Below are 15516 nucleotides of genomic sequence, written 5' to 3'. Positions count from 1 at the left end.
GAAATGAAAAACCTCACAATTAAAATCTCAGTATTGCTATCTGTACTATTTTTAAGTGCCTGTAAAACTGAGAATTCGAATGTAAAAGAAAATGATTCTTTATCCATAGAAAACTCATATCTGGGACAAAAACCACCAGGATTAACGCCCATACCTTTTGCTCCAGGTCTTGTGTCTACAGATTTGTATGAAGTTAATAGTGCATTCACACCAGATATGAAAGCGTTTTATTTTATTAGAAGAGGAGAAGAAAATAAAAAATCAGCTTTTTACGAATACAAATACAACGAAATTAATGGGGAATGGAAGAAATCTGAAATAGCATCTCCATGGATAGGAAGACCGGTAATATCCCCAGATGGACAAACCATGCATTTAGGTGATAGGTATCTAAAAAGAACAGAAGCTGGATGGTCAGAATTACAAAAACTAGAACCTCCTACTGTAAGTAATGATTCTATGTATATTATGCGCCTCTCATCGTCTTCAAATGGCACATATTATTTTGACACCTATAAAGAAAACGATTCAACGTTTCCAATACGTTATTCGCGCTTAATTAACGGTAAACATGAAGAACCCAAGGCATTACCAAAAGCAATAAACACAGGAACCTTTTTGAGCCATCCTTTTATAGCCCCAGATGAATCGTATTTATTATTTGATGCTAAAAGGGAAGATGGTTTTGGAGACTCTGATATTTATATCAGTTTTAAACAAAATGACGGTACTTGGGGTGAAGGCATTAATTTGGGAGATAAAATAAACACCAACGCTTGGGAAGCTTCTGCAAGTATAACGCCAGACGGTAAATACCTTTTCTTTAGTAGAAATGTTGGATCAGACGATTTTGAAAATGTAGATATTTTTTGGGTAGATGCAAAAGTTATCTATGCTCTTAAAAAGGAATAATGAAAAGGAAAGGTTTGTTCCAATTTCAAAATGCGAACTTTTATACCCCACATTTTAATCAACTTTGCTGTGAGCAAGAACAATTATGAAAGCAATAGCATGTCTAAAATATGGGGAGGTAGAAAATCTGGTGCTAAGTACTGTTAAAAAACCAACACCAAAAGATAATGAAGTACTTATAAAGATACGTGCTACTTCAGTTACCACAAGCGATGTTCTTATTCGGAGATTAAATGAACCTTTGATCCCCAGATTTATACTTCAACTCATATTTGGTTTTGGACGTCCGAGAAATCCTATATTGGGGATGGTAACAGCTGGAATTGTAGAGCGTAAAGGTAAAGATGTGTTAATGTTTGAAATAGGGGATGAGGTTTTTGCTTATGGTTCTATCTCGCCTACCAAACGTCGTTTTGGTTCTTATGCAGAATATATTTGTTTACCCGAAGATTGGAATCTGGCACTAAAACCTTTGAATCTTAGTTTTGAAGAAGCAGCAGCAATCCCTTATGGTGGATTGCTGGCTTCTCATTTATTAAAAAAGACGAGTATAAATAAGGGTGACCGGGTTTTAATTTATGGAGCGTCAGGAAGTATAGGTACCATGGCGATACAATTGGCGAAGCATATGGGTGCTCATGTTACTAGTGTATGCAGTGGTAGAAACTTCGATTTAGTAAAATCTTTAGGTAGTGATAAGGTGATTGACTACACGATAGAAAATGCTGAAACAAAATTGGAAAGGTATAAATATGTGATTGATGCCGTAGGCAATTCGAAATCATCGAAACTAAAAGAAAAGAGCAAAAAAGCATTGACTTCGAATGGCAAATATATATCCATCGATCATGGTACTCCATCAACGCCAAAAGAAGCTTTTTTTAATTTAAAAAGGTTAGCGGAACAAGAGAAACTTAGACCTGTTATTGATAGCGTATATCCTTTAGAAAAAATGGCCGAAGCTCATACATATGTGGAGATGGGTCATAAAAGAGGAAATGTAGTCATAAGCATTTAGCTGGACTTAATATTATATCAATCCATAAATCATCAATCAAAAAACGAACAGCACATGTTTTTTAAATCACAACTACTACTTATATAAGACTTTTGTACACCATTAGAGAAAACAGAATGAAAGAGGCTAAAGAAATTTGTCCAAGAAGTAGAGAAGAGTGGAGAGACTGGCTTGAATTGAATCATAAAGAAAAGGATGCCATTTGGTTGGTTTTTTATAAAAAAGGAACTCCTAATTTCAACCTCAGTTGGAGTGAATCTGTTGACGAATCACTTTGTTTTGGTTGGATTGATAGTACAATAAAGACAATTGATAACGAACGATTCAAGCAGTATTTCAGTAAAAGAAAGCCGAAAAGTAATTGGTCAAAAGTAAATAAGGATAAAGTAAAAATGTTAATTGACCAGAGTCTTATGAAAGAGGCTGGCTATAAAAGCATTGAAATCGCAAAAGAAAATGGTTCTTGCACAATTCTAGATACTGTTGAAAGACTAGAAATACCCGAAGACCTAGAACAAGAACTTAGAAGACAGAAAGGAGCAATGAAATACTTTGAAAGTCTAAATAAGTCTTCTAAAAAGGGACTTCTATACTGGGTTGCTTCAGCTAAGAGAGATGACACAAGAAATAAACGAATTTCAGAAATCGTTGAAAACGCTAGTTTACAGATGAAACCAAAACAGTTTAGATAAACGGCTTAAAACAACCATACGCAATGTCCTTAGGGATATTTCACTTGGTCCAAACATTAGATAAAATTTTAACAATTCAAAAAAAGAGAAAAATATGAAACCAGCGACTATAAAAAACCTTTCTGAAACAAAGGTTGAAGTAGTAAGGAGATTCAATTCTCAAGTAGAATCTGTTTGGAAACCTTTCACCGATGCAAGCCTGGTTCGTCAATGCATGCTTGGCCCTCCTGGGTGGTCAATGCCGGTTTGCGAAATAGATTTTCGAATCAACGGTATTTATGAGAACGTTTTTAGAAATGAGGTAGAAGGCACAGAAATCAAGATTGCAGGTACCTATCGTGAAATAGTAACATATAAGAAGATTGTCCAAGATGAGCAGCATAAGATTGGAAGTTCAGAAAAAGGAATAATTAATAAAACTGTTGTTACCTTAACTTTTGAAGCAGTAAGCGAGGGTACCAATGTTAGAACATTGATTGAATATGGTTCCAAAAAGCAATGTGATGAGGCCTTGGCAACTGGAATGGCCGCTGCAATGGAAATGGGTTACTGTCGCATCGATGATCTCTTAACCAGCTAACATTGTCATCACTTAACATAAGAAGGAATAAAACGGCATACAAAAAGGTGTATTAATCATAGCTACCCATCGGCTGGCTAAGGTTCATATACCAATCAATATAATCTGTTGTTTAAATGTAACCAAATGAAAATAGTAAAACGAATTTTAAAAATTGTCTTCGTACTTATCGGCTTGCTTGTACTTATAGGAATCATTACACTTTGGGTTGATGCATCAAGCACAAATTATCTTGAGATTAACCAGAATGAATCAGCGTCCAATAATTCTTATCTCATTAAGAACGTCAATATAATCCCAATGAACCAAGACACTGTTTTGGTGAATAAAATGGTATATATAAAAGACGGAATTATTGAAAAAATTGATGATTCTATTGAAGTCGATGGAATTCAAATTTTTGACGGAGAGTATAAGTATCTAACACCAGGTCTTATCGATATGCATGTGCATGTGTGGGATAGATATGAACTCGGACTCTACCTATCCAATGGTGTAACAGCAATTAGAAATCTTTGGGGCATGCCCATGCATTTAAGAATTAAAGAAGATGTAATGGAAGAAAATATTTTTTCACCATCGTTTTTTACAACAGGGCCTAAACTAACAGGCTTGGAATTCATTGGTGATGATAATTTAAATCTAAGTAATCCGAGTGAAGCTAAAGACAAGGTTATTTCATATAAAGACAGAGGTTACGATTTCATCAAAACGTATTATGGTTTGGATAAAGCGATTTTTGATGCTGTGATTCAACAAGCCAAAATTTCTGAAATTGACATTGTTGCTCACCCTTCTCAAAAGGTACCATTTTCATATCATTTAAACACTCAAATCAAATCCATTGAACATGTCGAAGAAATTGTACAGCAACCGTTACAGTTTGATTTAGATACAATTAAGTTGCAACCCATAATTGATTCAATTTCACAATCCAAACACACGAGCTATGGTCCTACACTTACTGTATTCAACAATATTTATCAAATGATGATGGATGATTCCATTTTAGATTCAGAATCATTGGAGTATATGAATCCGCTCATTAAAATGGATGATAGTAAAAGACAATTTGAGCGTTGGTATACTGCAAAGCAAGAAGATCCTTCGACAGTTGATAGGATAAAAAAACAGCACGATTTTCACATGAACATCGTTAGAAAACTGCATGAAGCTGGTGTTACTATAATTTGCGGCACTGATGGTGGTATTGGAGTTACGCTTCCAGGTTTTTCAATTCATACAGAACTGAATTTTTACAAAGAAGCTGGACTTTCCAATTTCGAAGTTTTGAAAACAGCTACTGTTAATGCTTCTCAAACACATGCAACGATGAATCAACTTGGAACTATTGAAGAAGGTAAGATTGCTAATTTGTTGTTGGTGGATGAAAACCCACTTGTCAATTTGACTTCGCTTAAAAATCCCACCTATGTTTTTGTGAAGGGGCGAAAATTAACTAGAGAGACTTTGGATTCTTTTAATGAAAAGGCAAAAAATCGAAAGAATATAATGGCTACAGCTCTCAGGTATTTGGAAAATTTAATCATTGAAAAATAATCTATTGCCTAATAAAATTCTACGATACATTAATCCATAAATCATCAATCAAAAAACGAACAGTCTATGTTTTTCAAATCAAAAGAAGGAAAAGAAAAAATCATAACCCTTTACAATCAAAAGTTAAAGGAGCTGAATATTGAATATTCAGAAAAATCAGTAGAAACAAAGTTTGGTGTCACTAATGTTGTTATTACCGGTGATACTAAAAACCCTCCATTAGTACTGATTCACGGGACGGGGGGTTGTGCACCACAAATTTTAGATTCTTTCCCCAATCTAGCTTCAAAATATTGTGTCTTTGCCATTGATGTCTTAGCGCAGCCCAATAAAAGTGCAGAGAATCGATTGGATATGAAGTCGCTAGATTATGGAAAATGGCTTATTGAAGTAATCATAAAACTAAGACTGAAAGACGTAACCTTAGTAGGCTTTTCTTTTGGTGGTTTAATCAGTTTAAAAGCACTAGAGTTTAATGAAACGACTATAAAACAGGTATTCTTAATTGCACCAGTCTATATCGTTAATGGTAATCCTCTTGTAGGTTTATTCAAAATGTTCATACCCTTAAAAAAGTTTATCAAAACAAATAACCAAAAGCACATTAAAAAAGTAATGGGTGTCCTTTTTACTGAATATGATGATTTTGCAATAAACTTCATGTCAACTACATTTCAACACTGTAACATGGATTTTTCGCCTTTACCAATAATTCTTAAGCAGACAGCAAAGAATATAAAAACTCCAATTACCATTTTTGCTGCTGAAAAAGATATTATGTTTCCAGGTAAAAGAATGATAAAAAGAGCTCAACGAATTTTCTCTTCACTAACTAAAATCGTCTTATTGGAAAATTCAAAACATGTTCCTAATACTAAAAATTTTAAAGTAATTGAGGACTCGATATTATTAAGCTAAGGGGGCTTTAGAATAGATAATGGCATATATTAAAGTAACTACAAACCCTATTTAGGACTAACAATCTAATGCCATTTGGTTTATTTCCAACACGCTGAACATGTAGATTGAAAGAATGGCAAGAACTAAACATAATGTTTAATCTTTGTCCCAAAACTTACCTACAATAGAAGCTCTGATTCTAAAACTACAAGTTTTAGCTTATAATTATAATGCTAGAAAATCCAAATTTTCAACCTGTAATTATCTCAGGAAACAACAATTATTCACCCTTTGATTTTGCGCCCCTTTTTTTACTAATTTCACGGATTATGGCAAGAAATCCCTCTCTATAATTGCTGCTAATAGGTATTTCTTTAGCAGCAATGACCACGCAGTGTTTTTTGACCGTTTCTATATGTTTTAATGCTACAATATAAGATCGATGTATTCTAATAAAAATCTCTTTCGGAAGTATTTCCAACACTTCGGATATTTTATAACGTGCCAAAACAGGTCCTTTACTGGTATGGAAAGTGACATAATTACCATCGCTTTCCACGTATTTTATATCCTGAACATACAATTGATGAAATTCAGAACCGCTTTTTATAAAAATTGTTTGTTGCCCAACATCATTTGAAATTTCAGTACTTGAAGTTTTTATACTGCCTTTTTTTTCTAATAGCTGTTGTGCCTTTATCACCGCTTGCAGCAGTCTATTGAATTCAATGGGTTTTAAAAGATAGTCCACTGCTTTTAATTCATAACTCTCCAAAGCATATTCAGAATAGGCGGTGGTAAATATAATAAGTGGTGGATTTTGCAAAAACTTAGGGAAGCTGATTCCCGATAATTTTGGCATATTTATATCCAAGAAAATAACGTCAACCGTGTGCTTTTGAAGGTGTTCAAGCGCATCTAACGGATCTCTGAACGTTTTCTCCAAATCGATAAAAGGAATGCTGCTTAAATGGAATTTAAGTACATCAATAGCAGCTGGTTCGTCATCAATAATTATACAGTTCATAAGGGTCTTTCATCGAGTTCCAGCTTAAGTAAAGATATAAAATACCCCTTATCCTCATTTGCTTCCAAGGTATGGGTATTTGGATACAAAATGGAGAGTCTCTTTTTTAAATTATCAAGACCGAAACCGGAAGGGGCATCCTTTAAACCAGAGATTCCTTGATGTATTGTATTGGTTACCTTAAAACATAATTTATTTTCTTCTACCTCGAGCGAAATATTGATCAGGGATTTTGTTTTGGGATCAATACCATGTTTGATTGCATTTTCAACAAAAGGGATGAGCAGCATCGGGCTTATGTCTACATCCTTAACATCGCCTTTGATCTTAAAATTAATATATACCTCGTCTTCGTCGGCGATACGTAGTTGATATACCTGAATAAAATTTTTAAGGTGATGAATTTCTTTTTCTAGGGGTACTTTTTCTTCATTCGTTTCATAAACCATATAACGCATTAGTTCTGCGAGTTTTGCAATTCCATCTGCTAACTCCGGCACATCATGCTTTAGTGATTTGGCATAAAAACTATTTAAAACATTGAACAAAAAATGAGGGTTGATCTTGGATTTTAAAAAAACCATTTCCGTAGAAAGCTTTTCTTCTAGCAATACGCGTTTAAGCTTTTCATTTTGTATCCAATATTTGATCAGTGCGTAGGATAATGCGACTAACAGTATAAAAAAACTGACCACAGAATTATAGAGGAAATACACTAGGAAAGATTCGTTGGCGGAAGAAAAGAAAACAGCTAAATACTTATAATCCACTATACTCTCAAATAAGTTGATGGCTATGAAACCACTTAACAAAGAAACTACCAGGGACCTTATTTTTTTAAGACGCAAAAATTTTGGGACCAAGAAAAATGCAGTAGTGTAAAAAACAGTAGTGTTCATAAGCATCCCGAAAAGTAGGGCTACCCAATAGGGGCCCTTGTCTTTCCTAAAGTCACCGATAGTCGATGTGTAGTTTAGAATTAGAACGTACCCTATTCCCCAAACCAAAACGTGAATTATGGGCTCTATATATTTTTTCATTATCAACAGCTTGGTATCAAAAATAGCGTTTAATGTAAATCAGATGTATAAAAGGGGCAAAAGGTATTATTGTAGGGACGAAATTGCCCTTTCCTGTGAAATTTATCCTTTTTCACATATTTAGGAGTTTCCACCACAGGAAAATAGGTGCCAATCACATTCTTTTTATGATATCGTTCAAGCCTTCTAATATTGCTTAACAATACTTAAAAATCAAAAGGAAATGAAACGGGTTACAGCAATTTTAATCGCCTTGGTCTTAGGGATCAACTCTTTTGGACAAAAAAGTTCCAATAAAGAATTAAAAAAGGATATCGATGCACTATTTGAAAGTTATGCGCACTACAATCGATTTGTAGGAAGTGTTTTAATAAGTGCTGAAAATACCATCATCTATCAACAAAGTTTTGGTTATGCCGACATAGCCGGTAAAAAAAAGAATACCCATAACTCGATATTTAATATTGCCTCGCTCACCAAATCATTGACTGCGGTTGGTATTATGAGATTGGTGGAAGATGGCAAATTGACATTGGAAACCCCTATTTCAATCTTCTTTCCAGATTTTATGCCGAATTACTCAAAAGACATTACCATTCAACATTTGCTCAATAACAGCTCTGGTATGGAGGCCAATATTGGGAGGAGCGATGAAAGTGGAAACGGCCTTATGCCCGATGTATTTTCAATTACCTTCAATGAACTTTTGAAGAAATTTAAGGATTCAAAATTAAAATTTGAGCCTGGAACAGGTTATGAATACAATAATTTTGGCTACTTGCTCTTAGCACATATTATTGAAAAAGTGAGCGGTCAGCCCTATGCCGGCTATATGGAACAAGCTGTTTTTAAACCTGCAAATATGAAAAATACAGCAGTCGCAGCATTTAATCCAAACCACCAAAAAGCACAGCCATATTTGGGTTTGGGAATGAATGAATTTCAAAACTTTAATTCCCCCTTTCATCCTTCATGGCTTCAAGGAGCGGCCGATATAAATTCAACCACATATGATTTATACAAATTTATGAAAGCGTTGGAGAAAGGTACTTTATTAAAGGTAGCCTCAAAGAATAAGCTGTATAACGCTACGCAAGCTATGGGTGTTAATGATAAGTTATCTGGCCTAGGTTGGGTAATTGATGAGATAGAAGGAGAGAAATGGATATATAACAACGGATTGCTTCCCGGCTATGCTTCAGTGATGGGTTCATTGCCAGAAAGAGATATTAAAATAATCGTTCTATCCAATGCCACTTCTGTAAACCCTGTATTGGAGGAGTTTCAAGGTGAAGTTACTTTTGTACCAGAAATTACCGATAAAATCATTTCACTGTTTCAAGGTAAACGTGCAGAAAACCTGCCGTTACCAATTAAGAATAAAAGTATTGCAGATTTTACCAACACATATCAATTGGATAATGAACACGCACTTGTTTTAAAAAAGAGGGATAGCACTTATACATTAGAAACGACCGGTAATGAGCCTTGGTCTGTTTTTACCTATGCATTTTCTAAAGATGCGAATGATAAAACCGAAGCCTGCGAAACTACACTATTTTTTGCCAAAGCCTGGAGCACTCAACAGTTTGATGGACTTTCAGATTATGGTAACGAACAAATGAAAGGATTCTTGAGTACCCAACAAGGAAAGGATCAATTAAAAGGAATGTGGGCAAATTTCATAAACCATGCCGGTGAATTTAAAGCGTACAATATTTATAAAATTGAGGGCGAAGAAGTTAAAAATATTCACGTCCGGTTTCAATTCGAAACAGTGGATATTGGAATGGTACTAAGTGTAAACGCTGCAAATAAAATACAAGGAATGTTTATGGATGATGCTGTTAAAACAAGTCATATCACAACAGTTGCACTTGTTCCCGTGGGCGAAAATAAATTCTTTATTGATGGACACAGAAATGGTGGTATGCAAGACTTAAAAATAACGTTGTCCAATAAAGGACTAATCTTAACAGATGGTTCCATAAATTTCCCAGCGGAGAATATAAACCCTTAGCGGAATAATAAATGCCAACCGCTAAAAATGGATGGATAAACTGTAAATGACATATTTTAAATTTAACTAATGAAAACACCGATTTTTATAGTGTCAATGTTTGTGATAGGAATGGTTACAAATGGGTGTAATTCCAAGAAAGAGAACTTTAAACAAGGTAAGTCAGAGTCACAAGAAGAGTTGTTTCTTGGTCAAAAACCACCAGGATTGATTCCTGAATTGTTTGCCCCAGGTATGGTTTCGACCAATCATTTAGAAATCGAAGCGGCCGTCTCACCAAACATGAAAGAGTTCTATTTTATCAGACAAAAAAAAGGGGAACGTCCTAAATCTCATTTGACTCAATATAAAAATGGAAAGTGGGAAGACTCAGAAGATGGACGTCATTCATCTGGTGAGGTGTTTATTTCAACCGATAGCAACAGAATGTATCTCGGGAATACATATAAACAACGAACAGAAGATGGATGGACGGCCGAGAAAAGTGTAGGGGAAATGTTTGATAAATTTCCAATCATGCGTCTTACCGCATCATCGTCCAACACTTTCTTCTTTGATGAACGAGATTCAATCGGGACAATTAGATACGCTAAACTAGTTAATGGCAAACGAGAAACTCCGAAAGCTCTGGGCAAGCAAATTAACTCAGGCATATATACAGCGCATCCTTTCATTGCACCAGATGAAAGCTATTTGATTTGGGATAGCGAACGAGAAGGTGGGTACGGGGGCTCAGACTTATATATCAGTTTCCGACTAGACGATGGTTCGTGGGGGCCTGCGATCAATATGGGTAAAGCGATAAACACCGAGGTAGACGATACTTATGGCAGCATCACGTCAAATGGAAAATACTTCTTCTTTAACAGCGTGTTTTTAGGAGATAGCTTTGAAGAAAGCAACGCTAATATTTATTGGGTAGATGCTAAGGTTATTGAAACTCTTAGACCGAAATAATAAAAATAACTACCGCTAACAATGGTAACAATTCATCTATAAAACGCTTGGGCGTAGTATGTCGGATATTATATGAAGTAGCGTAGTAATGCGCTATCTGTGAATTCGCTACAATTGTACCATAATGTACCGCGTTATGTAACTTCGCTTGGGTACGGCATAAAAATATAAGGTCTGGGAGACCTTATATTTTTTGTGCGAGTTGGCGCGCTGGCGTATTTGGTACTGCACTTTCTTTTCCAACGCTTCATCTCGCACAAATTTTTTAAGATTATTAATCTTTAAAAATTATGTCGTCTTCTAAAAGTTTCTTCTACAAGGGTAATAGAACACTTATTATGTGAGCCACCCCGATAGCTATTGGGGGAGGGGAGTAGCATTTATGTGGAATGGGATGGTATAGCAGTCACAGTGGCTAAGATGGTGTCTGTTTGGGAATCTATCGAAAAATAATTGAAGTTTTATTTAATTGAAAAGAGAAACTATTAGTATACAACAGGCTACTATCCGGTCTTTCTTGATTATTCCTTTATAAAATCCAAGTCCAAAACATTAAAGTTATTGGCAGCTTTTACCAAAAGCGAAGAGCCAATAGTTTCAAATAGATGATTGGTTTTAACTATAAATTCAGCTTGCTGTTCAATTTTATAATTTGGAATACCGACCAAAGTTAAATCCGTAGTAGCGGAATATTTCTCAATCAAATCATAAAACGCCTTTTGCTGTACGGCATTATTAATTATTTCAATTTCTACATCTACACGCAGATCCTCAACAAGTTTGTATATTTTATCGTAAACTATAGCATTATCTACATTGTTATTATTAACAAACAAGACTCTGATATTAGTTTCTTGCCAACGCGGTGAAGCTATAATAAAACGGGCAATGTTAAGCATCATTTCAGCATTTTTACTATCGGTTTCGCGCCACCATAAATCAACGGCTTTGTAATTTCCGAATTTTGTCCTTTTATCAAAATCTAGATATAATAAATTATAATCCAAATGGAGCAGGGCTTCTGTCATTTCAGCATATTCCTTAGAGTCTTCTAACCCTTTTGGCCAACCCATCATAATCGTATTGGGTTCAACACCTGAAAAGCCAAACGTTGTAGCTATATTTTTTATACCCGTATAGATATTGTCCACTTTAATTTGCCTGGCAAAAATACCTAGGTCGGAAAAGGCCTCGTCCGTTACAATTTGCTCTGATTTCTTCAGGGGTTTACTGTTGTTTTTATCTACAATGAGTTTAAAATTGGTAACGATACCTGTGCGGCCAGATACCGTTTTACTCAATTCCAATAAATACGATTGGTGTTCACTTCGGCCACTAAACAAAATGATGTTAGGATTCCAACTAGATTGACCTTCGGCATTCGCATTTATTTTTTTTAAGCCTTTATTCACGATATTTTCCCAAACGCTTCCCCATACATCGTTGGATTGAATTTTTACCTCCTTCCGTTGCAACCAAAAGTATAGACTTGCAATAATTGCCAATGCAACTAACATGGCAATCATGTCTAACTTGAACATTACGGCAAAACAGGCAAAAAAACCAAGTAAACCAACCCAACGTTTAATTTTAAAAGTGGGCAGAAAATCAGGATTGGCCCAATTTTCAAGAAAAAATGCAATATTTATAAAACCATAGGCCGTCAGGTAAAACATAGAAACAATACGGGCAATAACATCCAATTCTCCAATTAAAATCCCTGCTTCGGCAATAATGAATACGAGTATAAGCGCGTTAACTGGTTCGTTGTTTCGTCCTTTTCCTTTAGAAAACACTTTTGGTGTTACTTTATCCATCGACATCGCCTGTAAGATTCTTGGTCCACCGAGAACGCCCCCTAGGGCAGATGATAGTGTAGCCCCCCAAATACCGGCTACTACGGCAGGTGAGAACAAAGCCATTTTCATTAAAATATTATAATCGGATTTTAGTGTTTCGGAATCGATACTTACGGCAATAAAAATTGCCAAGGATATATAAACTACAAGTCCAACACCAATAGCCCATAACGTACCTTTTGGAATGGATTTCTTGGGATCTTTTAAATCACCGCTCATGGCAATGCCCGCTGTAAATCCGGTAACTGCAGGGAAAAATACAGCAAATACAATTTCCATAGGTACTGCGCCTTCGGTAGCGACCATACTAACTGTTTCCGGCACAAAATCCCTTGTTCCAAAAACAATGGATACAATGGATACTACAATGGCGGATAAAATAATGTATTGTGTTTTTAAGGCTATAGAAGTACTAATTAAAGCCAATATGGTAATGGCAACCAATGCAATTGACCCCGTAATCCTTAAATCATTGATAGTTTTGCCAAAATCAAAAAAATCATTGAAACTTTCGGCAAATCCAATCAAGTACAAAGCTATGGAGAGTGCGGTACCCACATAAAGGGAAATACCAATTGAGCCGCCAATAGGGATTCCCATACTACGTGAAAGTACATAGTACACACCACCAGCCCCAATTTTTTTATCCGTGGCTACAGAGGAGATGCTCAATCCTGTAGTTATTGAAATAACATGGGCGATACCAATAATAACAATCGCTCCAATTAATCCTGCATTACCAACTACCCAGCCCAAACGCATGTACATGATAACCCCCAAAATAGTAAGCAAGGAAGGTGTAAAAACACCTGCAAAAGATCCGAATTTTTGAATTTTCTTCATTGAAAAAATTGGATGCTGAATATAACTATTCTTTAGTAAATCTCTTGCATGGTGAACCTAAAGGAAGAATTTAAATCGTTATAACTACAAAATTAAGTTACCTAACACCCGTTACAAAGGCTGCATTTTGCATTATGAACTACATTTTAACCAGCCTCAGAAGATGTATTAAAATGTCCCATATATGACTTATTCCAAGAAAGGTCGAAGGACCAAGTTGCGATTTGGTTACCGATAAAAAAGAAAAGCGAGAATCTTTATTTTAAGATTCATAAATACTTATTTCAACAAATTACCGGTAACGAACAAGCTCATGATATGCAACCTAAAAGCAGAAAAGGAGGGGAGTGAAATCGACAAAGAAGCTTCAGGAATTCCAATACTATAAAATAAGCGGCCATTAATAAGTGTGCGTAAAATGGGTTAAGAACAATTGTTTAGAAAATGATAATTAAATTTTCATTACTTTAAAGTCTTAGACATACGCTTTAAACGTTAAAATATAAATCGCTAAATGAAAAGTTATCCAAGCATATTCAATGATGTCATTGGTCCGGTAATGCGTGGGCCTTCAAGTTCGCACTGTGCAGCTGCTTTGCGCATTGGCAGAATGTGTCGGGATTTAATGAATGGTAACATTCAAAAAGTATATATAGAATTCGACCCGAACGGTTCCTTGGCCACCACCCATAAGGGGCAAGGATCTGATATGGGTTTGTTTGGAGGTTTTTTGGGATGGGAGGCCGATGAAGAGCGTCTCCCAAATTATGCTCAGGCAATTGAAGAAGCCGGGATTCAGATTAAAATTGATATTCATCCAATTGGGGCCACACATCCCAATACGTATAAGATTACGCTTAAAAATGAGCGTGAGACCAGAACAGTTACTGCCCTTTCCATGGGCGGGGGCATGATAGAGGTCATTGAAATTGATGGCGCGACGGTATCTATGGCCGGAGATTTTTATCAAACCTTGGTCTACTGCAAAACACCAAGGAATCTCGTTGCCCATATAGAAAGGTCTTTTGATTTTGACGAGATGACCTTCTGTGAGGGAACTTCATCTTTTATTGAAATAAAATCGAATCAGTTTATTCCAGCTAGCCTAGAGGAAACACTTCTTGCAATGGACGAAGTGCTTTTTATTAAAAAAATAAACCCCGTACTTCCGATAATGGCACGTAAAAATCTTACGGTTCCTTTTATTACCTGTACTGAAATGTTGGAGTACAATGCTGACAAAAATCTTGAATTATGGGAGCTGGCCGTTGCTTATGAAAGCGAACGAGGTGCTATTTCAAAGGAGGCCGTATTTGAAAAGATGCGGGCTATTTATAAGATTATGAAAAATGCCATTGACCTTGGTCTAAAAGGAACAAAATATACCAATCGCATTCTAGGACCCCAATCCTTGACTTTCCAGGAACGCATGGATGGAAAAGAGTTGGTCGAAGGTGATGTCCTCAACCAGGTCATTCTATACACCTCTGCAATGATGGAAGTCAAAAGTTCTATGGGTGTAATTGTAGCGGCACCAACTGCAGGTTCCTGTGGTGCCTTGCCAGGTGCACTAATCGGTATAGGTAAAACATTGAAGCTCTCGGAAGACGAAATGGTAAAGGCCTTGTTAGCCGCTGGGATGATCGGGGTTTTCATTGCGGCACATTCCACTTTTGCAGCTGAAGTGGGCGGATGCATGGCCGAATGCGGATCAGGATCGGGTATGGCGGCCGCAGGCATCGTCCTATTAAAAAGTGGAACATTGAATCAATCGCTATCGGCAGCTTCCATGGCCTTACAATCTAGCTTGGGCATGATCTGCGATATGATTGCCGATAGGGTAGAAGCTCCCTGTTTAAATAGAAATGTTATGGCCGCTACCAATGCCATTTCCTGCGCAAATATGGCCCTATCGGATTACAATCACTTAATTCCATTGGATGAAGTAGTGGAAACCATGAAACGTGTAGGTGATGCGCTGCCAAACACATTGTGCTGTACAGGCTTGGGAGGCCTAGCGATAACAAAAACCGCAAAGGAAATAGAGGCTAAATTGGCCAATGGGGAAATTAATACCAACAAGACCTTTTTTAAGGTCTGCTAACCCA

At 36.2% G+C, this 15516-nt stretch carries 12 protein-coding genes; 9 read left to right on the top strand and 3 right to left on the bottom strand.

Going from position 1 to position 15516, the window contains the following annotated elements; genetic code table 11:
- Positions 1-3: 3 nt before the first annotated feature.
- The 6 genes from PP182_RS07085 to PP182_RS07060 all read left to right on the top strand — a co-directional run bounded on the left by PP182_RS07085 (position 4) and on the right by PP182_RS07060 (position 5680).
- A complete protein-coding gene (locus tag PP182_RS07085) occupies positions 4-912 on the top strand; it encodes a hypothetical protein (RefSeq protein ID WP_272650650.1) in 909 nt (302 codons plus the stop codon).
- Between the two features lie 85 nt (positions 913-997).
- Positions 998-1930, top strand: coding sequence for an NAD(P)-dependent alcohol dehydrogenase (locus tag PP182_RS07080; RefSeq protein WP_272650649.1), 933 nt, complete (start codon positions 998-1000; stop codon positions 1928-1930).
- A 116-nt stretch (positions 1931-2046) separates the two neighbouring features.
- Entirely contained in the window at positions 2047-2622 is a 576-nt protein-coding gene (locus tag PP182_RS07075) for a YdeI/OmpD-associated family protein (RefSeq protein ID WP_272650648.1), read from the top strand.
- A gap of 94 nt (positions 2623-2716) precedes the next feature.
- A complete protein-coding gene (locus tag PP182_RS07070; protein ID WP_272650647.1) occupies positions 2717-3202 on the top strand; it encodes an SRPBCC domain-containing protein in 486 nt (161 codons plus the stop codon).
- Between the two features lie 126 nt (positions 3203-3328).
- Positions 3329-4762, top strand: a complete 1434-nt coding sequence (locus PP182_RS07065) for an amidohydrolase family protein (protein WP_272650646.1) — start codon at positions 3329-3331, stop codon at positions 4760-4762.
- A gap of 66 nt (positions 4763-4828) precedes the next feature.
- On the top strand, positions 4829-5680 hold the full coding sequence (locus PP182_RS07060; protein ID WP_272650645.1) for an alpha/beta fold hydrolase: 852 nt from the start codon (positions 4829-4831) through the stop codon (positions 5678-5680).
- Between the two features lie 262 nt (positions 5681-5942).
- Here the strand turns inward: PP182_RS07060 and PP182_RS07055 are convergent, their stop codons facing one another.
- The gene (locus tag PP182_RS07055; protein WP_272650644.1) at positions 5943-6689 is read right to left on the bottom strand and encodes a LytR/AlgR family response regulator transcription factor; all 747 of its coding nucleotides are present in this window, start codon (positions 6687-6689) and stop codon (positions 5943-5945) included.
- The gene (locus PP182_RS07050; RefSeq protein ID WP_272650643.1) at positions 6686-7729 is read right to left on the bottom strand and encodes a sensor histidine kinase; all 1044 of its coding nucleotides are present in this window, start codon (positions 7727-7729) and stop codon (positions 6686-6688) included. The genes PP182_RS07055 and PP182_RS07050 overlap by 4 nt, the downstream gene beginning before the upstream one ends.
- Before the next feature lie 223 nt (positions 7730-7952).
- On the opposite strand from PP182_RS07050, the gene PP182_RS07045 reads away from it, so the two are divergent.
- Both PP182_RS07045 and PP182_RS07040 read left to right on the top strand, forming a co-directional pair.
- On the top strand, positions 7953-9749 hold the full coding sequence (locus PP182_RS07045; RefSeq protein WP_272650642.1) for a serine hydrolase domain-containing protein: 1797 nt from the start codon (positions 7953-7955) through the stop codon (positions 9747-9749).
- Positions 9750-9818: 69 nt separating this feature from the next.
- Positions 9819-10706, top strand: a complete 888-nt coding sequence (locus tag PP182_RS07040) for a hypothetical protein (RefSeq protein WP_272650641.1) — start codon at positions 9819-9821, stop codon at positions 10704-10706.
- A 521-nt stretch (positions 10707-11227) separates the two neighbouring features.
- Here the strand turns inward: PP182_RS07040 and PP182_RS07035 are convergent.
- Positions 11228-13408 (bottom strand): amino acid permease, encoded by a 2181-nt coding sequence (locus tag PP182_RS07035; protein ID WP_272650640.1) that lies wholly within the window; start codon positions 13406-13408, stop codon positions 11228-11230.
- A 514-nt stretch (positions 13409-13922) separates the two neighbouring features.
- Between PP182_RS07035 and PP182_RS07030 the strand changes: the two genes are divergently transcribed.
- Entirely contained in the window at positions 13923-15512 is a 1590-nt protein-coding gene (locus PP182_RS07030; RefSeq protein ID WP_272650639.1) for an L-serine ammonia-lyase, iron-sulfur-dependent, subunit alpha, read from the top strand.
- Positions 15513-15516 lie beyond the last annotated feature (4 nt).

Source organism: Maribacter sp. PR1 (genome assembly GCF_028464145.1).
Lineage (GTDB): Bacteria > Bacteroidota > Bacteroidia > Flavobacteriales > Flavobacteriaceae > Maribacter.
The sequence above is the reverse complement of the archived record's forward strand: the minus strand, read 5'-3'. Positions and strand labels throughout refer to the sequence as shown.

Coding starts and splice junctions, on each gene's coding strand:
- PP182_RS07060 (WP_272650645.1), top strand. CDS start 4,829: ATGTTTTTCAAATCAAAAGAAGGAAAAGAAAAAATCATAACCCTTTAC.
- PP182_RS07050 (WP_272650643.1), bottom strand. CDS start 7,729: ATGAAAAAATATATAGAGCCCATAATTCACGTTTTGGTTTGGGGAATA.
- PP182_RS07075 (WP_272650648.1), top strand. CDS start 2,047: ATGAAAGAGGCTAAAGAAATTTGTCCAAGAAGTAGAGAAGAGTGGAGA.
- PP182_RS07030 (WP_272650639.1), top strand. CDS start 13,923: ATGAAAAGTTATCCAAGCATATTCAATGATGTCATTGGTCCGGTAATG.
- PP182_RS07085 (WP_272650650.1), top strand. CDS start 4: ATGAAAAACCTCACAATTAAAATCTCAGTATTGCTATCTGTACTATTT.
- PP182_RS07070 (WP_272650647.1), top strand. CDS start 2,717: ATGAAACCAGCGACTATAAAAAACCTTTCTGAAACAAAGGTTGAAGTA.
- PP182_RS07040 (WP_272650641.1), top strand. CDS start 9,819: ATGAAAACACCGATTTTTATAGTGTCAATGTTTGTGATAGGAATGGTT.
- PP182_RS07045 (WP_272650642.1), top strand. CDS start 7,953: ATGAAACGGGTTACAGCAATTTTAATCGCCTTGGTCTTAGGGATCAAC.
- PP182_RS07035 (WP_272650640.1), bottom strand. CDS start 13,408: ATGAAGAAAATTCAAAAATTCGGATCTTTTGCAGGTGTTTTTACACCT.
- PP182_RS07080 (WP_272650649.1), top strand. CDS start 998: ATGAAAGCAATAGCATGTCTAAAATATGGGGAGGTAGAAAATCTGGTG.
- PP182_RS07055 (WP_272650644.1), bottom strand. CDS start 6,689: ATGAACTGTATAATTATTGATGACGAACCAGCTGCTATTGATGTACTT.
- PP182_RS07065 (WP_272650646.1), top strand. CDS start 3,329: ATGAAAATAGTAAAACGAATTTTAAAAATTGTCTTCGTACTTATCGGC.